The organism is Janthinobacterium algoris (assembly GCF_051380935.1).
Classification (GTDB): Bacteria; Pseudomonadota; Gammaproteobacteria; order Burkholderiales; family Burkholderiaceae_D; genus Janthinobacterium.
The window spans coordinates 91,935-115,687 of sequence record NZ_JBNYXZ010000005.1 but is presented as its reverse complement, the minus strand read 5'-3'; the positions used below and the strand labels follow the sequence as shown (position 1 = coordinate 115,687).

General features: G+C 63.0%; 21 protein-coding genes and 1 pseudogene. 8 read left to right on the top strand and 14 right to left on the bottom strand.

Annotated features, from left to right (window positions below):
* Positions 1 to 6: 6 nt before the first annotated feature.
* From ACQ4W7_RS09190 to fur, 4 genes are all read right to left on the bottom strand, one after another.
* Positions 7 to 1,218, bottom strand: coding sequence for a SpoIIE family protein phosphatase (locus ACQ4W7_RS09190; RefSeq protein WP_426070444.1), 1,212 nt, complete (start codon positions 1,216 to 1,218; stop codon positions 7 to 9).
* A gap of 180 nt (positions 1,219 to 1,398) precedes the next feature.
* Positions 1,399 to 1,989, bottom strand: a complete 591-nt coding sequence (locus ACQ4W7_RS09185) for an NAD(P)H-dependent oxidoreductase (protein ID WP_436529980.1) — start codon at positions 1,987 to 1,989, stop codon at positions 1,399 to 1,401.
* A gap of 59 nt (positions 1,990 to 2,048) precedes the next feature.
* On the bottom strand, positions 2,049 to 2,414 hold the full coding sequence (locus ACQ4W7_RS09180) for a MerR family transcriptional regulator (RefSeq protein WP_436529978.1): 366 nt from the start codon (positions 2,412 to 2,414) through the stop codon (positions 2,049 to 2,051).
* Positions 2,415 to 2,483: 69 nt separating this feature from the next.
* The gene (gene fur / locus ACQ4W7_RS09175) at positions 2,484 to 2,921 is read right to left on the bottom strand and encodes a ferric iron uptake transcriptional regulator (protein ID WP_426070441.1); all 438 of its coding nucleotides are present in this window, start codon (positions 2,919 to 2,921) and stop codon (positions 2,484 to 2,486) included.
* A 264-nt stretch (positions 2,922 to 3,185) separates the two neighbouring features.
* On the opposite strand from fur, the pseudogene ACQ4W7_RS09170 reads away from it, so the two are divergent.
* Both ACQ4W7_RS09170 and ACQ4W7_RS09165 read left to right on the top strand, forming a co-directional pair.
* Positions 3,186 to 3,845 (top strand): annotated as a pseudogene (locus ACQ4W7_RS09170) (LysR family transcriptional regulator).
* A 142-nt stretch (positions 3,846 to 3,987) separates the two neighbouring features.
* Positions 3,988 to 4,605, top strand: a complete 618-nt coding sequence (locus ACQ4W7_RS09165; RefSeq protein WP_436529976.1) for an OmpW/AlkL family protein — start codon at positions 3,988 to 3,990, stop codon at positions 4,603 to 4,605.
* An 89-nt stretch (positions 4,606 to 4,694) separates the two neighbouring features.
* Here ACQ4W7_RS09165 and ACQ4W7_RS09160 read toward each other — a convergent pair whose 3' ends face one another.
* The 5 genes from ACQ4W7_RS09160 to ACQ4W7_RS09140 form a co-directional block, all read right to left on the bottom strand.
* Positions 4,695 to 5,522, bottom strand: coding sequence for a MetQ/NlpA family ABC transporter substrate-binding protein (locus ACQ4W7_RS09160; protein WP_436529974.1), 828 nt, complete (start codon positions 5,520 to 5,522; stop codon positions 4,695 to 4,697).
* A gap of 25 nt (positions 5,523 to 5,547) precedes the next feature.
* Positions 5,548 to 6,222 (bottom strand): methionine ABC transporter permease, encoded by a 675-nt coding sequence (locus ACQ4W7_RS09155; protein WP_426070438.1) that lies wholly within the window; start codon positions 6,220 to 6,222, stop codon positions 5,548 to 5,550.
* Positions 6,215 to 7,024, bottom strand: a complete 810-nt coding sequence (locus ACQ4W7_RS09150) for a methionine ABC transporter ATP-binding protein (protein ID WP_436529971.1) — start codon at positions 7,022 to 7,024, stop codon at positions 6,215 to 6,217. Before ACQ4W7_RS09150 ends, ACQ4W7_RS09155 begins: the two co-directional genes overlap by 8 nt.
* A gap of 324 nt (positions 7,025 to 7,348) precedes the next feature.
* Positions 7,349 to 7,807, bottom strand: coding sequence for a YbaN family protein (locus ACQ4W7_RS09145; RefSeq protein WP_426070436.1), 459 nt, complete (start codon positions 7,805 to 7,807; stop codon positions 7,349 to 7,351).
* Between the two features lie 216 nt (positions 7,808 to 8,023).
* The gene (locus ACQ4W7_RS09140; protein WP_436529969.1) at positions 8,024 to 8,263 is read right to left on the bottom strand and encodes a hypothetical protein; all 240 of its coding nucleotides are present in this window, start codon (positions 8,261 to 8,263) and stop codon (positions 8,024 to 8,026) included.
* A 26-nt stretch (positions 8,264 to 8,289) separates the two neighbouring features.
* Here ACQ4W7_RS09140 and ACQ4W7_RS09135 point away from each other — a divergent pair, with 26 nt between their 5' ends.
* Positions 8,290 to 8,856 carry a YceI family protein gene (locus tag ACQ4W7_RS09135; RefSeq protein WP_426070434.1) on the top strand — a complete coding sequence of 189 codons (567 nt, stop codon included), beginning with the start codon at positions 8,290 to 8,292 and terminating at the stop codon, positions 8,854 to 8,856.
* A 74-nt stretch (positions 8,857 to 8,930) separates the two neighbouring features.
* On the opposite strand, the gene ACQ4W7_RS09130 is transcribed toward ACQ4W7_RS09135, so the two are convergent.
* Positions 8,931 to 10,739 (bottom strand): NAD(P)-binding domain-containing protein, encoded by a 1,809-nt coding sequence (locus ACQ4W7_RS09130; protein ID WP_436529967.1) that lies wholly within the window; start codon positions 10,737 to 10,739, stop codon positions 8,931 to 8,933.
* Positions 10,740 to 10,892: 153 nt separating this feature from the next.
* Positions 10,893 to 12,035 carry a sigma-54-dependent Fis family transcriptional regulator gene (locus ACQ4W7_RS09125; protein WP_436529965.1) on the bottom strand — a complete coding sequence of 381 codons (1,143 nt, stop codon included), beginning with the start codon at positions 12,033 to 12,035 and terminating at the stop codon, positions 10,893 to 10,895.
* A 225-nt stretch (positions 12,036 to 12,260) separates the two neighbouring features.
* Here ACQ4W7_RS09125 and ACQ4W7_RS09120 point away from each other — a divergent pair, with 225 nt between their 5' ends.
* Positions 12,261 to 13,580 (top strand): serine hydrolase domain-containing protein, encoded by a 1,320-nt coding sequence (locus tag ACQ4W7_RS09120; RefSeq protein WP_436529963.1) that lies wholly within the window; start codon positions 12,261 to 12,263, stop codon positions 13,578 to 13,580.
* 120 nt (positions 13,581 to 13,700) lie between these two features.
* Positions 13,701 to 15,242, top strand: coding sequence for a CHASE2 domain-containing protein (locus ACQ4W7_RS09115; protein WP_436529961.1), 1,542 nt, complete (start codon positions 13,701 to 13,703; stop codon positions 15,240 to 15,242).
* Positions 15,243 to 15,255: 13 nt separating this feature from the next.
* On the opposite strand, the gene ACQ4W7_RS09110 is transcribed toward ACQ4W7_RS09115, so the two are convergent.
* Genes ACQ4W7_RS09110 through ACQ4W7_RS09100 form a run of 3 tightly spaced genes read right to left on the bottom strand, consistent with a single transcriptional unit; the run spans position 15,256 to position 20,521 of the window.
* Positions 15,256 to 18,063 carry an Hsp70 family protein gene (locus ACQ4W7_RS09110; protein ID WP_436529959.1) on the bottom strand — a complete coding sequence of 936 codons (2,808 nt, stop codon included), beginning with the start codon at positions 18,061 to 18,063 and terminating at the stop codon, positions 15,256 to 15,258.
* A gap of 2 nt (positions 18,064 to 18,065) precedes the next feature.
* Positions 18,066 to 19,937, bottom strand: a complete 1,872-nt coding sequence (locus ACQ4W7_RS09105) for an Hsp70 family protein (RefSeq protein ID WP_436529957.1) — start codon at positions 19,935 to 19,937, stop codon at positions 18,066 to 18,068.
* The gene (locus ACQ4W7_RS09100) at positions 19,934 to 20,521 is read right to left on the bottom strand and encodes a DUF2760 domain-containing protein (RefSeq protein ID WP_436529955.1); all 588 of its coding nucleotides are present in this window, start codon (positions 20,519 to 20,521) and stop codon (positions 19,934 to 19,936) included. Before ACQ4W7_RS09100 ends, ACQ4W7_RS09105 begins: the two co-directional genes overlap by 4 nt.
* A gap of 264 nt (positions 20,522 to 20,785) precedes the next feature.
* On the opposite strand from ACQ4W7_RS09100, the gene ACQ4W7_RS09095 reads away from it, so the two are divergent.
* The 3 genes from ACQ4W7_RS09095 (at position 20,786) to urtA (ending at position 23,738) form a co-directional block, all read left to right on the top strand.
* Entirely contained in the window at positions 20,786 to 21,409 is a 624-nt protein-coding gene (locus ACQ4W7_RS09095; RefSeq protein WP_436529953.1) for a transglutaminase-like domain-containing protein, read from the top strand.
* A 16-nt stretch (positions 21,410 to 21,425) separates the two neighbouring features.
* Positions 21,426 to 22,214, top strand: a complete 789-nt coding sequence (locus ACQ4W7_RS09090) for a DUF4349 domain-containing protein (RefSeq protein ID WP_436529951.1) — start codon at positions 21,426 to 21,428, stop codon at positions 22,212 to 22,214.
* A gap of 270 nt (positions 22,215 to 22,484) precedes the next feature.
* Entirely contained in the window at positions 22,485 to 23,738 is a 1,254-nt protein-coding gene (gene urtA, locus ACQ4W7_RS09085) for an urea ABC transporter substrate-binding protein (protein ID WP_436529949.1), read from the top strand.
* Positions 23,739 to 23,753 lie beyond the last annotated feature (15 nt).

Here is a 23,753-nt window from a genome sequence, read left to right as displayed (position 1 = left end):
CCAAAACTACACGCGGAAACAGAAAAAGGTCAGGTCGTCGCGGCGCGGCTGCGCTCCCTGCCAGGCGGCGCTGTCCTGCAGCAGCGCCGCCGCCACGTCGCCGGCGGGAGAGTCGCGCTGCGCCAGCAACTGCTCGCGCATGCGTCGCTTGCCATAGGCAATGTCGCGCGCGCCACCGATCTGGTCGAGCAAGCCGTCGGTGCTGATGAATAACAGGCTGCCGGCGGGGATGGCTAGCGTCTCGTTGTGCCAGCAGTAGTCGGCCGGCGTATCGACATAGCCCACGCCCATGCGCGCGCCATCGATGGCGCGCACGGCCTCTTCGCCCGGTGCGACCACGTGCAGCGCCAGTTTCGCGCCTGCGAAACGCAGGCTGGCGCTGGCCTCGTCATGGCACAGGAAGGCGCAATCCATGCCGTCGTTCGAACCCGCGTGGCCGTTGCCGCTGCCGGCGCCGTCCTGGCCCAGCAAGGTCTTGATGGCGCGGCTGACGGCGCCGATCAGGGCGGCCGGGTCGCGCGGCCCCAGTTCGCGCAAGGCCTGGCTCAGGGCCGATGAGGCGATCAAGGTCATGAAGGCGCCCGGTACGCCGTGGCCCGTGCAATCGGCGATGGCGGCGAACCAGCCGCCCGCGTGGCGCTCGAAGAAGTAAAAATCGCCGCCGACCACGTCGCGCGGCTGCCACTCCAGGTGGGCGTCGGGCAGGGTGGCGCGCAGTTCCGCATCGGAGGTGCGCAGCAGGGCGCGCTGGATCACGCTGGCGTAGTCGATGCTGTGCATGATTTGTCGGTTCTTTTCCGCCTGCATGGTGGCCACCACGTTCATCAACTGCAAGCCGAAGCCCACGCCGGCCAGCGCGCCATCCTCGGTGATGATGAAGCCGTCGGCCAGCGCCTTTTCGCCCGCTTCCACGGCGCGGAAGGTGAGGTCCTCGATGCTCATGGCACCGTCGACGATCAGCGGTTCCTTGTCCATGAAGGCGATGCAGCTCTTCTTGCCGTACACCTCGTGATAAAAGGGCTTGGACATCTGCGACATGAAGATGTTGCGGCTGATCAAGCCGATGGGCTTTTGCCGCTCCGTGACGGGCAAACTCATCATGTCGCGCCGTTCCGTGAACAGTTCCAGCACGGCGAAATTGCTGGCGTCGGCCTGCACAGATTCCGTGGGTATGCACAGATCAAACGCCACGGAGGTGCGATAACGGGGAAGATGCAATCGAGAAGCGTTGAACTCCACAGCGGTTACCTTTACATGACGATCGGACCCTTGTTGTCGCGACGGCAAGGCGACTGACAAACAGGCAATATCATCATGGTAGCCTTGGAATATGACGGCTTGATTACCAGCTTGTCAAAACCGTATGCAACATGGCTGCATGGCAAGCCGTTGCCGGGCTTACAGGCGTCGGGCCAGTGCCTGGGCCTGTGCCAGCCAGCGCGTGCGTTGCGCTTCGGTAGAATCGAGGATGGGGCCGAAGCTGGCCACTTTGACGGGCTTGACGCCGCAAAATTCCAGCGTCGTCTTGCGCAGCTGGTGGATGCCGGGCATGTGGTAGACCCAGCGGAAATACCAGGGCGGCGTGTCCATCGTCACCAGCAGTTGCGCCGTGCGGCCCTTCAGCAGCTGGGCCGGGAAAGCCTTGCCAGGACGGTACTTGAAGGCAAAGCCGGGCAGGAAGACGCGGTCGACAAAGCCTTTCAGCAGGGCCGGCGCGCCGCCCCACCAGATGGGGTAGGCGAACACCAGATGTTCGGCCCAGCTGATGGCATCCTGTGCCGCCAGCAAGTCCGCTTCCAGCGGCTGCACCTGGCGGTAGCCTTCGTGCAGGATGGGGTCGAAGTCCAGCTGGCCCAGGCGCAGTTCGCGCACGCTGTGGCCTGCGCTGCGGGCCGTGGCGGCGTAGGCCTCGGCCAGGGCGGCGCAGAAACTGTCGCTGGACGGGTGGCCGAGGATGATTAAAATGCGCTTGGGTGTCGTCTTGGTCATGATGCAGGCTTTCCAGTAAAGAACAGCTTGCATGCTAAAGCTTGTCCCTAGTGGCAGAGTCAAGCGGCCGTTTGAAGGCGCTGGTGCGCCAGGCAGTCGCGGATTTCCGTGTCGATGTCGGCCAATTGCGCGTCGAGCTGGCGCAGGCGGGCGATATCCTGCTGCACTTCCGCGCGCTTGGCGGCGATATGCCGGGACAGGGCGGCCCAGTCGGTGTCGTCGCCGGCCAGGATGGGCAGCAGTTCGGCCAGGCGGAAACCCAGGGCCTGCGCCTGGCGTATCAGTTTGACTTGCGCCAGGTCTTGCTGCGTGTAGACGCGGTAGGCGCCGGAACGGCGCACGTCGCCCAGCAAGCCCAGCGTTTCATAGTGACGCAAGGCCTTGGGCGAGGTGCCCGCCAGGCGGGCGATTTCTCCGATGTACATGGGTGATCCTTTCTCAAGTTTGAGCGAATCTTACCCCAAGGCACTGGCGCCCAGGCGGCCCAAGCGCCCTCAGGCGCGGCGTGGCGGAATTTTCTTCGCCGTGCACTCGGCGCAGGTGCCGTACAGCGACAGCGCGTGCTCGTGCAGCACGAAGCCTCGCTCGGTGGCGATTTCATTCTGGCGCAGTTCGATGCCTTCGTCGACGAATTCATCGACCTTGCCGCAACCCGTGCAAACCAGGTGATCGTGGTGCTGGCCTTCATTCAGTTCGAAGACGGCGTGGCCCGATTCGAAATGCCGGCGAAACAGAATGCCCGCTTCGGCAAATTGCATCAGCACGCGGTAGATGGTGGCCAGACCCACGTCGATTTTTTCAGCCAGCAAGAGTTTGTAGACATCGTCCGCACTCAGGTGCTTGATCGTGCCTTCTTGAAACAGCTGCAGAATCCGCAAGCGGGGGATGGTCACTTTCAAGCCCGATTCACGCAGTTCCCTCAATATATCCATGTCTCCCATTCCTTTTATGATCGCCTGAGCGTGCGCTTAAGCGTGAGCCTGCATTATATCGCAAATGATAATCATTACCATTCTCATGTGCATGCTGGACATATTATGCTGCGCGGGCAGGCGGCGATCCAGTGCCATTGGCGCAAGTGGCGATTGCGTGACGGGCAACTTGTGCCAGGGTTATCGTTGAAGATGGAAAGCTGCGCTCAAATCGCTACACTGTGCGGCACGTGATAACAATGAACAATGAACAATGGAGGGGGCATGGACCGATTTGATGCGATGCGTCTGTTTACGCGCATCGTCGAGTTACGCAGTTTCACGCAGGTGGCGCATGACCTTGGTTATCCGAAGGCGACCGTCACGCATGCGATCAAGCAGCTCGAAGCGCGGCTGCGCTGATCGAATTTGAAATCGGCATGGGCGACCGTCTCGTCGACCTGGTGCGCGAGGGCGTCGATTGCGTGCTGCGCGTGGGTGAATTGAGCGACTCGTCCATGGTGGCGCGCCGGCTGGCGCTGCTGGAACAAATGACGTGCGCCAGCCCCGCCTACCTGGCCGCGCACGCTGGCGGAACTGGCGGGTCACCGCGCCGTGAATTTCTTTTCCGCCCAGACGGGCAAGGTCTGGCCCTTCGATTTCAGGCTGGACGGCCAGCGACACAGCGTGGCCGTGCCGGGCATGGTGTCCGTCAATAACGCCGACGCGTATCACGCCTGCTGCCGCGCGGGCCTGGGCTTGATCCAGGCGCCCCGTTATCACCTGGAGCGGGCACTGGCCACCGGCGAGCTGGTGGAAGTGTTGGGGGCCATGCGTCCCGACCCCTTGCCGGTGTCCGTGCTGTATCCCCATCACCGGCAATTGTCGCCGCGCGTGCGCGTGTTTGCCGACTGGGTCGCCAGCCTGTTTAAAGGTGTTCATTGACGCGCTGCGGTATTTTCTTGACCTGGGAAAAGAAAAAAATCCCTCTAGTGATGCCATCTAGCACTATTTGATGTGGATCAAAGTTTTTGTTGCACTGCACTCATAGACTTCGCAGCGTTACTTAACGACAGAGGAAAACATAATGAAAACGTCCGCAACTGCAGCAGCAATCGTTTTGGCCGCCATCGGCGCATTCGCCGGTAATGCAATGGCTCAGGAAAGCCCATGGCTGGTGCGCGCGCGCGCCGTGCACATCGATCCGGCCGATAAATCTGCTCCGATCGGCGGCGTCGGCGCATCCGACCGTTTGCATGTGAGCAGCAAGACGATTCCAGAAATCGATATTTCGTACTTCTTTACCCCGAATATCGCTGCCGAGCTGATCCTGACCTACCCGCAAAAGCATGACGTCAAGCTCGATGGCAACAATATCGGTACCTTCAAACACCTGCCGCCAACGCTGTCGCTGCAATACCACTTCATGCCTGAAAAACAGTTCAGCCCATACGTGGGTGCAGGCGTGAATTACACGAATATTTCGGACGTGAAATTGCTGAACGGCGCTGGCCGCCTGGAACATGACAGCTGGGGCTACTCGCTGCAAGCTGGCGTCGACTACAAGCTGGATAAAAACTGGTCCTTGAACTTCGACATCAAGAAAGTGCAGATCCGCAGCGACGTGCTGGCCGGTGGCGCCAAGATCAGCGAAGTCAAGGTTGACCCTATCCTGATCGGCGTAGGCGTCGGCTATCGCTTCTAAGCATGGCATGACAGCGCCCGCGTGGCGCGCAGCATAAAAAAGACGGCCGGGTTTGCACCTGGCCGTCTTTTTGCATTGCCTGCGCCGGTTTATTTTTTCAGCGTCTTTTCCAGCACCAGCTGGTAGTCCGTCTTTTCGTAGCCGGCCAGGTATTTGTTCGTCGCGTCGAGGAAGGCGCGCGAGCGGTAGGCCGCTTCCAGGTCTTTTACCCATGGCTTGGCCTTGTCGGCCGTGCGGATGGCCACCAGGTTGATGTAGCTGTCCGAGATCTTTTCCACGCTCAGGGCTGACGTCAGCTTCATGCCGGCGGCCAGGGCGAAGTTACCGTTCACGAAAGCGTAGTCGGCGTCCGCCAGCGAGCGTGGCAGCTGCGCCGCTTCCAGCGGCACCAGTTTCAGCTTTTTCGGGTTTTCCAGCACATCGCGTTCGGAAGCGCGCAGCGGATCGACGTTCGGTTTCAGCTTGATCCAGCCCATCTTGGCCAGCATGACCAGCGCGCGCGCCTGGTTGGTCGGGTCGTTCGGCATGGTGATGGTGGCGCCGTTCTTCACTTCGGCCAGGGATTTTTGCTTGCCGCCGTACAGACCGATCGGCATGGTCGGCACGGTGATCAATGGGCTCAATGGCAGCTTGTTATCGGTGGCGAACTTGGTCAGGTAGACGATGTGCTGGAACACGTTGGCATCCAGCGAACCTTCGGCCAGCGCGTAGTTCGGCTGCACGTAGTCGTTGAATTCGACGATCTTGACCTTGTAGCCCTGTTTTTCCAGGATAGGCTTGATGCCCAGCTTCAGCTGGTCCGAATACGGGCCGGAGCTGGTGCCGATGACGAGTTCTTTCGGGTCCTTGGCGTGGGCTGCTGTGGCGAAGGCCAGGCTGGTGGCGGCCAGGAGCAGGGTGCGGCGAATGTGGTTCATGTAGGTCCTTGTTTCTGAATATGAATTAACGTTTGTCGAGACGCTTGGCGACGCGTGTGCCGGCGAACTGGATGGTTTGCACCAGCACGATCAGGATAGCCACGGTGACGACCATGATGTCCGTCTCGAAGCGGTAGTAGCCGTAGCGGATGGCCAGGTCGCCAATGCCGCCGCCGCCCACCACGCCGGCCACGGCCGAATACGAGAGGAAGCTGATCGACAGCACGGTCAGCGCCAGCACCAGGCCGGAGCGCGCTTCGACCAGCAGCACGCGGAAAATGATCTGCATTTCCGACGCGCCCATGGCGTGCGCCGCCTCGATCACGCCGCGCGGCACTTCGCGCAGGTTCTGTTCCACCAGGCGCGCGAGGTAGGGAATGGCGGCGAACGACAGCGGCACGGCAGCTGCCAGCGGGCCAATCGAGGTGCCCGCGATGATGCGCGTAAACGGCGTCAGGGCGACCAGCAAAATGATGAACGGGAAGCTGCGCACGGTATTTACCAGCCAGCCCAAAATCGTCGACAGCGGACGGTTTTCCAGCGACTGGCCTTCCGAGACGAGGAATAGCACAATGCCCAGCGGGCCGCCGATCAAGATGGCGGCGGTCAATCCTATGCCCAGCATGGTCATGGTTTGGCCCAGCGCCACCCAGATTTCCGGCAGCAGCTTGATGACGTTATTGATCGATTCTTCAAACATGTGTTGCATCCTTCCATGCGGTGGCTTCAAACGCCTCGGTGCCGTAATAAGCCAGCTCGCGTCCCAGCGCTGTCTTGCGCGGGGTGGCCGTGTCGCTCAAATCGAATTGTTCGGCGATGGCGCCGTTTTCCACGACGGCCACGCGGTTGCAGATGGCGCCCAGCACCGACAGCTCATGGCTGACGATGACGATGGTCACTTTCAAGCGCGCATTGATGTCGCGCAAAGTGTCGAGCAGGGCGCGCGTGGTTTCCGCGTCCAGTGCGGACGTCGGCTCGTCGCACAGCAGCACGTCGGGATGGCTGGCCAGGGCGCGCGCAATCGCCACGCGCTGTTTCTGCCCGCCGGACAATTGCGCCGGATAGCTGTGCAACTTGTCGGACAAACCCACGAGCGCCAGGCATTCCTCGACGCGGGCGGTGATTTGCTCGCCCTTGGTCGTGCCATGGATTTTCAAGGGGAAGGCGACGTTGTCGAAGACGCTGGCGTTTTGCAGCAGATTGAATTGCTGGAAAATCATGCCGATGTTCTGGCGCGCGTCGCGCAATTCGCTCTTGCCAAGGCGTGTCAATTCGCGCCCGGCCACAGTAATGGTGCCGCTGTCGGGACGCTCGAGCAGGTTAATCAGGCGCAGCAAGGTGGATTTGCCGGCCCCGCTCTTGCCGATCAGGCCGAAAATATCACCGGGATAGACTTCCAGCGTGACCGATTTGACCGCGTGGAATTGTTCGCCCTTGGGCAGCGCGAAGGTCTTGTTCGCGCCATCGATGCGAATCACCGGCGTACGGTGTGGTGTGGTCATGCAGTGTTTCCTTTTTCATTGGACCGTGACAGGCTTGCTTGCAGGAGCCAAATCGCCCAGCCTGTTACGTCGGTTGCGTAGTATACCTCCGATCGTGTTATTACTCCTACGACAGAATCTTGCTTTGAATATGCAAATAATGTCTATGCGTCTGTTTTCAAGTTGAAAAAGCGGGAAAGTCGCGTTCTTGCCAAATTTAATCGCGTGGATGGGCGTGGCGGAGCCGCATCCTGGTGAAAAGTTCGACGCGCCCGGTGCAGGCGTCACGGTATTTTTATGTGAGGTTTGGCTGGCGTGCCGTTTTTTTGACGTGGGCAGGGCCGTTTACTGCCTGCCATTGCCCTCTTCGCGGGCAGATTCTGCTCCGCAGGCGGCTGGGCCTTCGGGACGCCGCAACAGGTAGGTGAGGACGGCGATTTCCATGGTGCCCACCATGGCGATGACCCACCACGGCGGATGGCCCAGGCACATGGCGACAAAGCCGATGGCCATGCCCAGGCAAGCCATGGCCTTGCCGCGCCGCGAGACGGCGCGGTGTTCGCGCCACTGGCGCAGCGGCGGACCGAAGCGGGGATGCTGCAGCAGCCAGTGCTCGAGGCGCGGCGACGCGCGGCTGAAGCAGGCCAGGGCGAGGATCAGGAAAATCGTCGTCGGCATGACGGGCAGCATGGCGCCGATGATACCCAGCAGCACCATCAGGGCGCCGGCGGCGGTCCAGGCCCAGCGGCGCAGACGCACGCCGTGCGCTTCGCGCAGGGAGGCCTGGGCGTGCGGCTCCTGCATCAGGCGAAGGCGCCGGCTGTCAGGTCCAGGCTGCGGGACGGGGCGGTGGTGCTGTACGCGTTCACTGTGCTCGTATTGTGGCGGGTGGCCGTCATGGTTTTTCTGCTCTGTTTTCTGCTCTGTTTTCGGCTCTATTATGGATGAATCAAGGCGACGCTGCATGCGTGCCAGGGCCGTGATGATAACAATCCAAAAGAATAATAACAAGAATCATTCTCATTTGATGTAATATCTGAGCACTTGGATAACGCTGGATATTTTTGACAATGCAGACAATAATCGGCAGTAGAAGGCGCTGTCACGTTCAGTATCGCGCTTATTATCGATTTTATCGATGCTAACTAGGCATATTTTGCGTTTTACATCGATCTTCATGCCATGCATAATCCATTGCAACTGAAGCCGGACAATCAGCCGCATGCGCCGTTCGCTTGCAGCTGCTTGCGGTTTTGACATCCTCCACTCCCTATCAGGAATCCATCATGAAAAAACTGCTCGCTTTTATCGCCGCCGCCGGCTTCTCGCTGTCCGCCGTTGCCGCTCCTGAAGTCTACGTCATCGATGGCAGCCACACTTTCCCCCGTTTCGAGTACACCCACATGGGTTTCTCGACGCAGCAAAGCCGTTTCAATAACACCACCGGCAAGGTCACGCTGGACCGCGCCGCCAAGACGGGCGCCGTCGAAGTGCTGATCGACACCAAGTCCGTCGATACGGGTTCGACCCTGTTCAACTCGCACATCCAGGGCGATGGTTTCCTTGAAACGGACAAGTTCCCGGTCGCCACTTACAAATCGACCAAGTTCAATTTTGACGGCGACAAGCTGGCGTCCGTGGATGGCAACCTGACCCTGAAAGGCGTGACCAAGCCAGTCACCCTGACCGTCACCTCGTTTGCCTGCGCACCGCACCCGATGCTGAAGAAAGACGCTTGCGGCGCCAACGCCACGGCCAAGATCAAGCGCTCGGAATTCAACGCCGGCAAATATGCGCCAGCTGTCAGCGATGACGTGACCTTGACGTTTGCCATCGAAGCCATTAAACAATAACTTTGTTGGCTGCATGATAAAAATGGCGGCGGACTTCGGTCCGCCGCCATTTTTTTATCTGCTTGCCCCTGCCATCACGACAAGTGATGCACCTGCTGCTGCCCATACACTGGGGTAGTCAAGCCCTCCATGCGCGCCTTCAGTTGCAGCGACAAGTATTGCGAGTAGTGGCGCGACTGGTGCAGATTACCGCCGTGGAACCACAGGGCTTGCTGCTGCGTGGGCTTCCACATATTGCGCTGTTCGCCCTCCCACGGACCGGGGTCCTTGGTGGTGGCGGAGCCCAGCCCCCATACCTTGCCCACCTTGTTGGCCACCTCGGGCGAGATCAGGTCGGCCGCCCAGCCATTCATGGAGCCGTAGCCGGTGGCATACACCACCAGGTCGGCCGGCAATTCCGTGCCGTCGGACAGTACGATGGAATGGGCTTTCAACTCTTGCACGCCGACGCCGCTTTTCAGCTTGATCTTGCCCTCGGCGACCAGCTCGGAGGCGCCCACGTCGATATAGTAGCCGGAGCCGCGGCGCAGGTATTTCATGAACAGGCCGGAATCGTCATCGCCAAAGTCGAGCATGAAGCCCCGTTCTTCCAGCCGTGCATAAAAGTTCGCATCGCGCTCGCGGATGGCCTTGAAGATGGGCTTCTGGAAGTCGGCCAATATCTTGTACGGAATCGAGGCAAACGTCAGGTCGGCCTTGGCCGTCGTCATGCCGGCCGCCAGCGCCCGTTCCGAGTACAGGTCGCCCAGCGCCAGGTCCATCAGCGAGTCGGACTTGACGATGTGCGTCGACGAGCGCTGCACCATGGTCACGTCCACGCCAGCTTCCCACAGGGCGGCGCAGATATCGTGCGCGGAGTTGTTCGCGCCGACCACCACCACTTTCTTGCCCACGTAGGCGTCCGGCCCCGGATGCTGCGACGAGTGCTGCTGCTCGCCCAAGAATATGTCCATGCCCTTGAACTTCGGCATGTTCGCTTTGCCCGACATGCCGGTCGCCAGCACCAGCTGCTTCGGTTTCAGGGTGATGGGCTGGCCGTCGCGCAGCACCTGCACCGTCCACTCACCGGTGGCGTCATCAAAGCTGGCCGATTCGCAGCTGGTCGAACCCCAGTAATTGAGTTCCATCACCTTGGTGTACATTTCCAGCCAGTCGCCGACCTTGTCCTTGGGGGTGAAGACGGGCCAGTTGTCCGGGAAGGGGATGTAGGGCATGTGGTCGTACCAGACGGGGTCGTGCAGGCACAGCGATTTATAGCGCTTGCGCCAGCTGTCACCGGGACGCGCGTTTTTCTCGATGATGATGGTGGGGACATTGAGCTGGCGCAAGCGCGCACCGAGCGCGATGCCGCCCTGGCCGCCGCCGATAATGAGGCAATAGGGCTGGCGCGCGTAGCCCAGTTCCTTTGCTTCCTGCTCGCGGTTTTCCAGCCAGCTGCTGCGGTCCGTGCGCGCGCCATGTTCGGCGCCCATGGGCCGCCGGCCGCCCTTGGCTTCTTCAAAGCCTTTCAATTCGCTCATGGTGGTGAGCAGGGTCCAGATCTTGCCGTCGCGGATGCGGAGGAAGCCCACGCCGCGCGCCACGTTCGTTTGCACCGTGATCCAGCTTTGCAGCACGCCGCCGGCTTCCACTGCATGTTCGCCGTCGGCGATGCGGATGGAGACCGGTTGCACAGCGCCCAGTTGGGCGGCCAGCATGGCGGCGATCTGTTCGCGGCCTTCCAGGGTTTTCAGGTTCCAGGTAAACAGCACCAGGTCGCGCCAGTAGCCGTCCTGTTCGAACAGTTGCGCGGCGCCCGTGCTGTCGCTGGCGCGCAGCGCGCCTTCGAGCTGCTCCAGGATACCGGCCACGGCCTGGTCGTGCGGGTTGATTTCGGTTTGCATCGTGTCTCCTCCAAGTCTGCTGACTTTATGATGGGATGCGGCTGTGTTGCCGCTGACGATGTTGTAACACTGGCGTTTTGGCGCCGCATCCTGCAGCGCAGCATGGCGGCGCTTGAGACGGAAGTCTCAGTGTGCTTATCGCTTCATTACGCTTCATTGCCGGTGCGGCGCCACAATGTGCAGCTGCTTGAGGCGCCGGTACAGGGTGGCGCGCGAGATGCCCAGCATGGCAGCTGCTTGCAGCGGGCGCCATTTGGCGGCATGCATGGCGTTGACGATGCGCGTGCGCTCGGCCAGCTCCGGCGGCGTGTAGGTCACCGCATTTTGTGCGACGGGCGCCTCGCGTGTGGCGCGCAGGCGCGTGCTGGCCTGGCGCAGCGGCGCGCGCACGCGGGCGTGCAGCCAGGTGCTGCCGCCCGCCAGGCGCAGGGATAGCAGATTGTGCCCCGCGCGCGCATCGAACAGCCGTTCAGCGCGCACTTCCAGCACCTCGGCGACGGGGCGGGGTAGGCCAGCAAGACCCCCGATGACGTCGCGCGCGCAGCGGTTGGCAGCGACGATATTGCCATGTTCGTCGATGGCCAGCAGCATCTCCGGCTGCACTTCCACGAAATGGCGGTTGCGGTGCGCCAGCAGGATGCAGCAATGGCTGTAGGACTTGAGAAAAAAACCGTCCTCGATCAGGGTCGCGCCCTGTCGCACCAACTGCTTGACCAGGCGCTGGCTGTCGCGTGCGTCGGGCGAGCTCAGTGCAGACGCATCGAGCACGCCGATCAAATCGCCGTGCGGCGAAAAAATCGGCGCGGCGCTGCAGGTCAGGCCCGTGAACGCGGCGCGAAAATGGTCGGTCTTGTGCACGGTGATGGCTTCGTGGTCCAGCAGTACGGAGGCGATGCCACAGGTGCCTTCCTCTTCTTCCGACCAGCATGAACCCGGATACAGGCCCGCCTTCTTGAAATCCTTGCGCTGGTCCGTGTCGACCACGTAGTCGATGGTTACGCCGCGCGCATTGGCGAGGATGACGCAGTAGCCTGCTTCGCGCACCATGGCGTGCAGGCGCGGCAGGCACTGGCCCGTGGAGCGCAGGAAGCCTTCCTCGGATTGCTGGATGGCGCGCAGTTCGGCGCCCGTCAGGATGCGCGGCCCTGTGGTGGAGGCGGGGTCGAGCCGGTAGTCGTCCAGCGAGCGCCGGTAGGACGAGGCCAGCCTGGCCGTGTCGGCTCCTGGATTGACGATACGGCCGGCGATCAGGTCGCGCACGCGGTCGATATGGCTGGTCTGGCGGACGTAGGGCATGGCGCTCTCCAGTGTCTCGTGTCTGGTTTTTATGGTGTTTTCGTTTGTAGCACGAAGCGCGGGGCAGCGCATCCTGCGCTGCAGCATGGGCGCGCGTGAGACTTTTGTCTCAGTGCTGGGTGCGCACAATAGGATGCTGCAGAACAAGATAAAAAGTTTCTCTGGTAGCATCCATCGCATGAAGCGAGCGCCGTTGCCGGTGCCAGCCACGACAGGAGAACATGTATGAAGACATCGCCCCAAACCCGCTGCCTGGCCCTGGTCGCAGCCTGCATGGCACTGGCCGCCGGCGCTCATGCGGCAGCGCCGCTGTCAGCGACCGCCAGCGATCCGGCTGCATTGAAATGGATGCTGGGCGCGCCGCCGCCAGCCGATAAAATCATTCGCTTCGACGATGGCAGCTATTTCAATTTCCCCCAGCTGCGCTGGAGCGTGTCGCACTTCCGCCAGTTGATGCCGACGGTGGAGGTGTCGCGCGGCTTGAGCGCGCCTGTGCCTTTGCCGCGCGCGCTGCGCAAGGATATCGACAGCCTGCGCTTCACGCCTCTGGGTGCGAACGAAACCATGACCTGGGAGCAGTCGCTGGGCGCCAACTACACGGATGGCATCGTCGTGCTGCACCGGGGCCGCATCGTGTATGAACGCTATTTCGGTGTGCTGAAGGAAAGCGGCCAGCATGGCGCCATGTCGGTGACCAAATCCTTGATGGGGACCATCGGCGCGGCCCTGGTGGCCCAAGGCAAGCTCGATCCAGGCAAAAAAGTGGCCGAGTATGTGCCGGAACTGGCCGCGTCAGCGTTTGGCGACGCCACCGTGCGCCAGGTGCTGGACATGACCACGGGCCTGAAATTCAGCGAAGATTACGCCGACCCGAAAGCGGAAGTGTGGCAGCACGCGGCGGCCGGCAGCCCGCTGCCCAAGCCCAAGGATTACACCGGGCCGCGCAGCTATTTCGAGTATCTGCAAACGGTGCAGCACGAGGGCAGGCATGGCGAGGCGTTCGGCTACCGCACGGTCAACTCCGACGTGCTGGGCTGGATCATCGCCCGGGTCACGGGGCAGAACGTCAACGCGTATTTGTCCGAGCATATCTGGCAAAAGCTGGGCGCCGAACAGGATGCCTACATGACGGTCGATTCGACCGGCACGCCGTTTGCCGGCGGCGGCTTGAATGCGGGCTTGCGCGACCTGGCCCGCTTCGGCGAGATGCTGCGCAACGATGGTCGCTACAACGGTCAGCAGATTTTGCCCAAGGCGGCTGTCGACGATATCCGCCGCGGCGGCGACAAGCAGCTGTTCGCCAAGGGGGGGTATGATTTGCTCAAGGGCTGGAGCTACCGCGACATGTGGTGGGTCACGCATAACGACCATGGCGCCTACATGGCGCGCGGCGTGTACGGCCAGCGCATCTACATCGACCCGAAGGCGGAAATGGTGATCGTGCGTTTCGCCTCAACGCCGACAGCGGCCAATGCGGCCAACGACCCGACCACCACGCCGGCTTTCGAAGCGCTGGGCAAGCTGCTGCTGGCCAAGCCGAAGTAAGCTGCCGGGCGGGCCCGTGCCAGCCGTGCGGCGGAACGGGCACAACTGCAATACACTGTCCTTTTGTTATCACCGTTGCTTGAATGATCATTCAAGCAAGGTACGCAAGGGGAATGCACCGTGGAAACTAGCCAGCCGGACCAACCGCGCCCGCCGCTCTGGCGGCGCCTGCTGTGGCCGCTCGCCCAGCTAGGCTCGGCCTTCAAACTGACGGGCACGCATCTGCTGCACCACGTGATCGGCGCCAGCCTGATCGCCGCGCTGATGCTGGTGCTGGAAGGTTTTCATGTGCTCGAATGGCTCGATGCGGCCATGCTGCGCGCCAGTGCGGAACAGGGGCAGCTGCTGAACCGGGGCAAGGATCCGGGCGCCGCCTACCGGCCCGGCATCATTGAAATCGATCAGCCCGCGTTCGAACAGGTCTTCGACGAGCGCGAACCGCTGGAACGCACGCGTCTGGAGCAATTGATCGCCAGCGCCGCCGCGCGCGGCAGCAAGGTGCTGGCCATCAACCTGAACTTGGCTCCGGCCGTGTATGAACAGCACAAAGCGGGTGAGCGGCCGTTGGACCGCCTGCTCGACCGGCTGGCCGCCGATGGCCGGCAACTGGTGCTGATCCTGCCCGAACAATCGGACCGGAACGCGAACCTGCCGTGGATACGCGCGCGCTGCGCCGCCGGCATCCATTTTGCCAGCCCGCGGATCCGCGAACGCATGGGCGCCGTCACGCGCATCGAACTGAAAAGCCCCGTGCTGGCGGCCGTGGCTTTCGAGCTGGCGCATGGCGCCGACGAGCAGGAGCAGAAGCAGCCCATGCCGGCCGTCTTGTCGGAGCAAAAGGAAGTGCTGGCGCTGGCCGGTCGCGTGTGCCAGCTGGCGCAGCGCACGGGCAGCGAAAAGGAATTGGCGCGCTGGGCGTTCGAACCCGTCATCCGCGGCGACGCCACGGCGGCGGCCGAACAGAACGCCGTCACCGCGCCGTTTCACCCGGCCGCCGTGGCGCCGCAATTCCTGAACCCCACGCGCACGCGCGTCAAACTGATCGATGGCCAGGCTGGCGTGGATGCCGGCGCACTGCGCAAGAACGTCGTGTATATCGGCAGCACCTATGACGTGCGCGACCGCTATACGACGGCCGAAGGCGAGCAGGCCAGCTTGCACCTGCACGCGGCCGCCCACACCTCGCTGGGCATCGGCACGGCCGACGTCAACAAATATGCGGTGTTCGTGGCCGATATCGTCATCGGCGTGCTGCTGGGCTGCCTGTTCGGCGGCATGTGGACCTTGTACGGGCGGGCCGAGCTGGCCATCGACCAGCGCATGGCCGATCACGATTTCAGCCGCCTGCACCGCCTGGGCACCCTGGCGGAATTCTATGGCATTCGCCTGATGCTGGTGCTGGTGTGGGCCTCGCCGTTTGCCATCGGCGCCCTGGCCATTTACCTGTCGCGCGGCTTGCTCGAGCAGGGCTGGTGGGTCAACCCCGGCCCCCTGATCGCCGGCATGTTCCTGCACGCGATGTCGCTGCGCGACGAGGCGCACCACCCGCACGAAGAAGTGCCGGGCCTCTCCGTCTTGGCCCAATTGCGCCGCACGCATCCGGGCATCGTGCTGGTGCAGGCGCCACTGGCGGTGCTGCTGTTGGTGGTGGCGCTGGTGTAGGGCTGGAAGCCAATCACCCGATCAGTTTCAACCCCGGCGGCAGCGCCTCGCCCAGCATGCGTTTGGTAGCCGCTTCGTCCAGCTGCGTCACTTCACCGACCATCGCCTGCCACAGGGGCGGGGCGCCTACAGCTTTCAGGCGGGCGAGGATGGTGGCCCGTAGCTCGTCTGCAATGTCGCGCGAGCGGTCGCCCGTCATGCGTGCCAGGTGGGTGGCGGCGAAGGCGGCCGGTTCAATTTTTTTCCAGTCCAGCGCCAGCAGCACGTGCAGCCACCCGGCCACGGTGGCGCTGTCGACCACTTCATGCGCGCTGCCGTGGAAGGGCTGGCGCGCGCCGACTCTGGCCAGCGCCCACAGGGTATTCGTATCCGCCGCTTCGCCTTTCTTGTCGGCCTTTTCCAGCCGCTTGATCAGCCAGGCGCCCACTTCGGCCTTGTAGGCGCCGGGGATGCGCTCCAGCGAGGCGCCCAGGCGCAGCATGTCGTCGTCGCTGCCGTCGACCAAGGTGACGGGGCGGCTGCCGCGCTGCGCCGCATCGGCTTGCAGGTTGAAGGCGAAGTCGTCGAGCAGGCGCAACTGCTGCTGCGTGCTCAAGCCGCCAGCCACTCTGCGCCACAGCGTCCACCATTCGGCGCACACCTGGTTATCCTTGTGATGCTGGACGCCCGTGTCGAACAGGGCCCACAGCTGTTCGATGCGCCATGGGTCGAGCGCATCGCCGTAGCCTGGCCGCAAACAGTAGCCGGCCAGGTTCAGCCAGACACGTTCATGCTCGGCGGAGCGGCGTCGGCCACGGGCGCGCAGCATGAGGGCATCGAACAGCTGACGCAGCAATGGCGTATCCCAGCTCTCGCGCCCACCCAGCCCCCGTTCCAGGTGCTGGCGCAGCTGGCGCACTTCCTTGGTGTCGACCTTTTGCGCCTTGCCGCCGAAGATGCGCTCGATCTTCTCGACCGCTTCCTTGATGCGTGGCGAAACGGCTTGAGCCTCGCCATCGCCTGGCTCTTCCTCGCCACCGCGCAACTGGAATTCCAGCAGCCAGCGCTGGCCGGCATCGGCATCGGCATCGGCTTCGGCCACGCAATGCACTTCCAGGGTGCCCACTTCCGTCATGACGGTAGCCAGCTGCACGGTGATGTCACGCTTGTCGCTGGCATCGTGTTTATCGTGCAGCACACTGGCCAGTGGCGGCAGGCGCAGATACTCGCCGGCGCTCAAATCGACGATCTCGCCCAGTTGCGGCGGCGTGCCCGCCTCAAAGAGGGAAGTGGCCAGGTGGAAGCGCACGGGCCGGCCCAGGCGCAGCGCGAACAGCCGTTCCGTGAGGCGGATTTCTTCGCCGGAGGCGCTGCCACGGGGCAGGATGCAGACGGCGCGCTTGTCCTTGCCCGCTTCTCCCAGCACGAGGAAGTAGCTGCGCGGCGAGCCGCCGGCTATGCGCGGCGCCTGGCCACGTCGCGCCAGCGCGTAGGCGACGGCGCCACGCGCCACGGCCACGTCGGGATTATCGTTGTGCAGGATGGTCAGGGGCTGACCCCGCCAGTGCGCCAGGGTTTCTGCCAGGCGGCGCGCCAGCGCGTCGGCGCGGAACACGCCGCCATTCAGCAGCAAGGTGTCGGGCAGCGCACCCCGCAGTGCCCCTTGATGCTGCTGCAAAAAGCTGGCCAGGTGGCGCGTGATGGCCGCGTCCTGCGCATATGGCAGGCCGAATTCGACGATGCCGGCGCGGCCCTTTTTCGCTATTTCGTTGAATTCCACCATCGGGAAAAAGCCGTCGACCACCATGGCCGCCACTTCCTCGCGCGTGATGTCGACGGAACGGCTGCCACCAATCAGGCGAGATCCCGCGCCCAGCAGGGTGACGGTGGCGCTCTCCGGCGCATCGTGCGACAGCAGCAGTTCTTTGGCGGCGCGGCAGCGTTCCATCAGTTGCGACAGCCGTGCGGCGGATAGCTTCATGCCACCTTCGACGCCGGCGGCCATGCGCGTTTCCACCAGGTGGGCCAGCGCCAGGTCCATATTGTCGCCGCCGAGTATCAAATGGTTGCCCACGCTGCTGCGCGTGAGCTGGGGTTCGCCATCGATATCGAAGGCCACATCGATCAGGCTGAAATCGGTGGTGCCGCCGCCCACGTCGCAGACTAAAATGCGGCGCGTATTGGCCAGGTCTGCGCGCAGGGTGGCGCGCCGGCGCTGCAAGAAATCGTAGAACGCCGCCTGCGGCTCTTCCACCAGACGCAAGGTGGGCAGCCCCGCCAAGCGGGCCGCTTCCAGGGTGAGTGCGCGTGCACCCTCGTCGAACGAGGCGGGGATGGTCAGTACCAGTTCCTGGTTTTCGAGGGGAGCATGCGGGAAGCGGTGATTCCACGCGGCGCGCACATAGGCGAGGTAGCTGGCGCTGGCCGCCACGGGCGACACCTTGGCCACGTCGGCGTCTGCGCCCCACGGCAGGATGGGCGCCTGGCGGTCCACGTTCGCATGCGACAGCCAGCTCTTCGCGCTGGTGACCAGCCGGCCCGGCACTTGCGCACCGAGCTGGCGCGCCATGGCGCCCAGCACGGGGTGCTCGGTGCTGGTGACATCGCCCTGCGGCCACGGCAGTTGCAGATCGCCCGCCGCCAGTTCGCCGGCAGCGGGGTGGTAGCGCAAGGAGGGTAGCAGGGGGCGTGCGCCCACTTCGCCGGGGGCGAGCAGCTGCTCGATGGGGAGCAGCTGTATGCCCGCCTGCGCATCGGCCGCATTTGCATATGCCACCACCGTGTTGGTGGTGCCCAGGTCGATGCCGACCAGCCAGGCCGGCTGCACCTTCGCGCTGCGCATGCTTATTGCTGCGGCGTGCCGCGCACGTCGAATTCCACTTTCCAGCGCTCGGCGCCGTCAGGGGAAACGGCCAGGAGCTCCAGCGTGCCTGCTTCCGTGACGCGCGCATGCAGCTTGACTTGCACCACGTCGCCGGCCTGACGGCCTTCGGCGGACAGCGTCGCCTGGATTTCGCTCAGCTCCTGCAATTCATCGGGACCCCAGAAATCGAGCAAGTCGCCAATCTGGTCGTTGCGCCGCGTGGACGAGGCGAAGAAGCGGAAGTGCACGGGCTCGCCCACCACCAGGCCGAATTGCTGGCCAGGCAGTTCCAGTTCGCTGCCTTCTTCCATGCCGAACGGCGCCACGCACAGTGCCTGGATCGGCGGTTCCATGCCGGGGATGGCCGGCATGGCCGACTCGATGGCCACGTAGAAGGCACTGGCCGTGCCGCCGCGTATGCGCACGCCATGGCCACGCCGCACGTAGCTGTAATAGGCTGCGCCGCGCGCCACGGCCAGGTCCAGGTCGGCCCCGGCCAGCATGCGCGCCGGTTCCGCGCCTTCCAGGTACAGCCAGTCGTTGACGGTGGACATGATGCGCTGTACCAGCAAGTCCGACTTGAAGACGCCGCCGTTGAACAGCACGGCCGTCGGGTGCAAAAAGCTGGCGCTAGCCGCCTGGCGGCCCGCAAAGCCTTCCAGTTCGGCCGTCGCCGCCACTTGCCGGCCCAAGAACGCCGCCAGGTGGCGCGTGATGGCCGCGTCCTGCGCATATGGCAAGCCCAATTGCGTCAAGCCGGCGCGCGTGCGCACGGCAGGGCGGCTCGATGCTTCCACTTGCGGGAAGAAGCCGTCGAGGATGAAGGTGGACACTTCCGCGCGCGTCAGTTCCGTGCGGATGGAGCCGCCGATCAGTTTCGAGCCACGGCTCGGCACGACGATCGGTGCCACATCCATGCCGCTGTCGGCCAGCAGGCTTTCCTTGGCGCTGCGGCAGCCGTAAGTGAGTGCGCGCATTTGCCAGGCATCGAGCTGGGTGCCGTTGGCGGCCAGCTTGCGCGCCACCAGGTGGGCCAGGGCCAGGTCCATATTGTCGCCGCCCAGCAGGATGTGTTCGCCCACGGCCACGCGGTGCGGTTCCAGCACGCCGTCGCGTTCGAGCACGGCGATCAGCGAAAAGTCGCTGGTGCCGCCGCCCACGTCGACGACCAGAATGATGTCGCCCGGCTTGACTTCCTTGCGCCAGCGCCCTTCGCTGGTCTGTATCCAGCTGTACAGGGCCGCTTGCGGCTCTTCCAGCAGGGTGAGCGAAGTGTAACCGGCCGCCTGCGCCGCTTCCATCGTCAGCTCGCGCGCGGCCGGATCGAAGGACGCAGGGATGGTCACGGTGATTTCCTGCTGCGCGAACGGCGCTTGCGGGTGGGCGTTGTCCCAGGCCTGGCGCAAGTGTGTCAGGTAGCGCGTGGCGGCCGTGATCGGCGAAATGCGCGCGACTTCGGCCGGCGCGTCGTTCGGCAAAATCGCCCCGCGGCGGTCCACGCCCGGGTGGCACAGCCAGCTTTTCGCGCTGGAGACCAAACGAATCGGCGTAGTGGCGCCGCGGCTGCGGGCCATTTCGCCGACGACGAACGGTGCTTCCGCTTCCTCGGTGACCCAGGGCAGAGCGAGGTCGCCCGCCGCCACTTCATCGGCGTGCGGCAGATACACGAACGATGGCAGCAGCGACAATTCCTCTACCGTGCCCGGCGCCGACAATTGTGGCACTTTCAGCACGCCGTGGCTGGACTTTTCGCCGTCGCTCTCGACCAGGTTCACATATGACAGGGCGCTGTGGGTGGTGCCCAGGTCGATGCCGATGGCGTAGCGCGAGGTAGGGTTGACGGTATCGCTCACAGTTCCACCTCGGCCGGGGCCAGGATGGCGGCGTCGTGCTGCTCGCTCAGTTTCGGCAGACGCACGCTGGCCGCGCGCCAGCCGCGGTGGCTCAGGGTGCCTGTGAATGGGGCCGAGCCGACGACGTTGCCCGTCAGGTGCACGCTGGCCGAGTCAAAGCCTTCTTGCAGGACGATGCGGCTGCCCTCGGCTTCCTGGCGCACGGCCTCGATGGTGAAATACTCGCGCATGACCTTGGCGCAGCCTTCGTGCACCACGCGGGCGGCCGCGCCGATGTCGGCATCGGCATGGCTGCCCAGGTTTTCCTGGGTGAAGTCGATCAATCGCGCCTCGCGTTGCAGCAGGGCCAGCAATTGCAGCGCCGCGTCCGGCGTGGCCTCTTTCAAAATGACGGGCGCGGCGAACGACGTCGGCACGGGGGCTGGCGCTGGGGCCGGAGCCACTGGCGCCACGGGGGCGGCCTCGGGCAAGGACAGTTTTTCCACGCGGGCCGCATAGGCGGCGTCCGACAGGGTGCTGAAGAAGGCGCCGAAAGCCAGCGGGACGCGGCGCCAGAACGATGGGTGGGACGTTGGTGTGCTCATGGGAACTCGTTTCTCTGATCTGTAGGGTGGCGTCGGCGGCGCGCCGGGTGGCGAGGCCGCTTCGCAGGGTAGTGCAAGTGCCGCGCCAATATGGCCGGCTGCGTTTGCCCGCATGATACCAGCTACGGCGTCGGCGCCAAAGTCGCCGCCCCTGTTTCAGCTTGCCTGCGGCGTGGATTTTCTTTGTTCCTGCGCAAGGAAACGTTCGATTTCGGCCTGCTTCGACTAGAATCGCGCATTATCTTTTTGCATGACCTTGATGCCATGTCTACCGACTTTTCTCCCGACTTTTCCAAATATCTAGCCAGCAGCACCTACATAGACAGCGACCATCCGGCCGTGCACGCCAGGGCGGCCGAGCTGGCGGCTGGGGTAGCGGGCGATATGTCGGGCGATGCCGCTATCGCGGCCCGCTGCTTTGCCTTCGTGCGCGACGAGATCGCCCACAGCTGGGACTACCAGCGCAATCCTGTCACCTGCCGCGCGTCCGACGTGTTGCAGCATGGCACGGGCTATTGTTATGCGAAGAGCCATCTGCTGGCCGCGCTGCTGCGCGCCAACGGCATTCCTGCCGGCCTGTGCTACCAGCGCCTGGCCGTCGGTGAAGCGGGGCCGCCGTTTTGCCTGCATGGCTTGAATGCCGTGTACTTGCAAGAGTTTGGCTGGTACCGCATCGATGCGCGCGGCAACAAGCCGGGCGTCGCGGCCGCCTTCACGCCACCGCAGGAACAGCTGGCCTTTCCCGTGCTGGCGCCCGAAGAGCGCGATTTGCCGGAAATCTGGCCGGCACCGTTACCGCAGGTGGTGGCTGCGCTGACCGGCTATGCGACCGTGCAGGACGTGGCGGCGCATTTGCCCGATGTCGAGATGCTTCCGCTTAGCAAATAATCCAAAGAAAGAAATCATGAAAAAAATCTCTATTAGTCTGATTGGCCTGTTGCTGCTGGCCGGTTGCGGCAGCAAGGGCGAGAGCGGCGGGCAATCGAGCGCCGCGCGCCTCGATGGCAAGGAAAAGGGCAGCGAGTTTCTTGCCTACGAACACAATGTCAGCGTCGATACGCACGAGGCGCAAGTGCGGCCCCTGTATGAAAAAGTGGTCGCCGCCTGCAAGGCCGATACGGAAAATGGCTGTTTGCTGCTCGATTCCAGCGTCGACGGCGGCCGTTACGTGCACGCACGCATCAGCATGCGCGCCAAACCGGCCGGCATCAAGAAGCTCGTCGCGCTGGTCGCGGCCGAAGGCGACGTCACCAGCCAGGGTACCAAGGTGGAAGACCTCGGTCGTCCTGTGCTCGACAGCAAGAAACGCCTGGAAATGCTCAAGCAGTACCAGGCGCAGCTGCAAGACCTGGAAAAACGCTCAGGCGCGAACGTCGATGCCTTGATCAAGGTGACCAAGGAACTGGCCACCGTGCAAGTGGAACTGGAGCAAGCGACAGCGGCCAATGCGCTGTTGATGCAGCGCATCGATACGGACTTGCTGAACGTGGCCATCAGCGCCGAAGGCAAGCAATCGTTCTGGCGGCCCGTCAAGCGCGCGCTGGGCAATTTCACGGAAAACCTGTCGCAAGGCGTGGCCAACGCCATCACGGCCATGGCCTACATCCTGCCGTGGCTGATCGCTTTCGTGCTGCTGTTCCCGCTGGGCCGCAAGGGCTGGCGTCGCCTGCGCGGAGTGCCGCGCAAGGATTGATGCACAACGCTTGATGCACAACGCTTGATGCACAAGGATTGATACACAACGCTTGATACACAAGGATTGATACACAACGCTTGATGCGCCCGGCGCACCGTTTTACGGCAATTTGAAACCTGGCTGCACAGTCCTTGTGCAGCCAGGTTTTTTTTCGTGCGGCGTTGGCAGCGTGCACCATGGCGGACGTCTGCTGGTGCTGGCATGCATTCTGCTTTAACAACATCGTATGCCCAGCTCGACCCCCACGAACCCATCACAGGAGTCCCCATGTCACGACGTATCATCCTGAAAGCGGCCGCCGCCGGCGCACTGGCCCTGGCCACGTCCACTTACCTGCAGGCAGCCCTGGCCGCCGATACCATCAAGGTGGGCATCTTGCACTCCCTGTCGGGCACCATGGCCATTTCCGAAACGTCGCTGAAAGACGTGGCCCTGATGACGATCGCCGAGATCAATGCCAAGGGCGGCGTGCTGGGCAAGAAGCTGGAAGCCGTCGTCGTCGATCCCGCGTCGAACTGGCCCTTGTTTGCGGAAAAAGCGCGCCAGCTGGTGGCGCAAGATAAAGTGTCCGTCGTGTTCGGCTGCTGGACATCCGTGTCGCGCAAGTCGGTTTTGCCGGTGTTCAAGGAACTCAACAGCCTGCTGTTTTATCCGGTGCAATACGAGGGCGAGGAGCTGGAAAAGAATGTGTTTTATACGGGCGCCGCGCCGAACCAGCAGGCGATACCTGCCGTCGAATACCTGATGAGCAAGGATGGCGGCGGCGCCAAGCGCTTCGTGTTGCTGGGCACGGATTATGTGTATCCGCGCACCACCAACAAGATCCTGCGCGCCTTCCTGAAAAGCAAAGGCGTCAAGGATAACGATATCAGCGAGGTCTACACGCCGTTCGGCCACGCCGACTATCAAACCATCGTCGCCAACATCAAGAAGTTTTCCACGGGCGGCAAGACGGCCGTCATTTCCACCATCAATGGCGATTCGAACGTGCCGTTCTACAAGGAGCTGGGTAATGCGGGCTTGAAAGCCACGGACGTGCCCGTCGTCGCGTTTTCCGTCGGCGAGGAAGAGTTGCGCGGCATCGATACCAAGCCCTTGCTCGGTCATCTGGCGGCCTGGAATTATTTCGAATCCGTCAAGAATCCTGCGAATATGGCCTTCATCAAGCAGTGGAAGGCGTATGCGGTGGCAAAAAAGTTGCCGAACGCGGGTTCCGTGGTGACGAACGACCCCATGGAAGCGACCTATGTCGGCATCCACATGTGGGCGCAAGCGGTGGAAAAAGCCAAGTCGACGGAGACAGACAAGGTGATCGCCGCCATGGCCGGCCAGAGCATGAAAGCTCCATCGGGCTTCACCTTGACCATGGACGCGACGAATCACCATTTGCACAAGCCCGTGATGATCGGCGAGATCAAGGCCGATGGGCAATTCAATGTCGTGTGGAAAACCAAGGAAGCAATACGCGCACAGCCGTGGAGCCCGTATATCAAGGGCAATGAGGGTAAGCAAAAGCTGTAAAAGCAACGCCTGCGC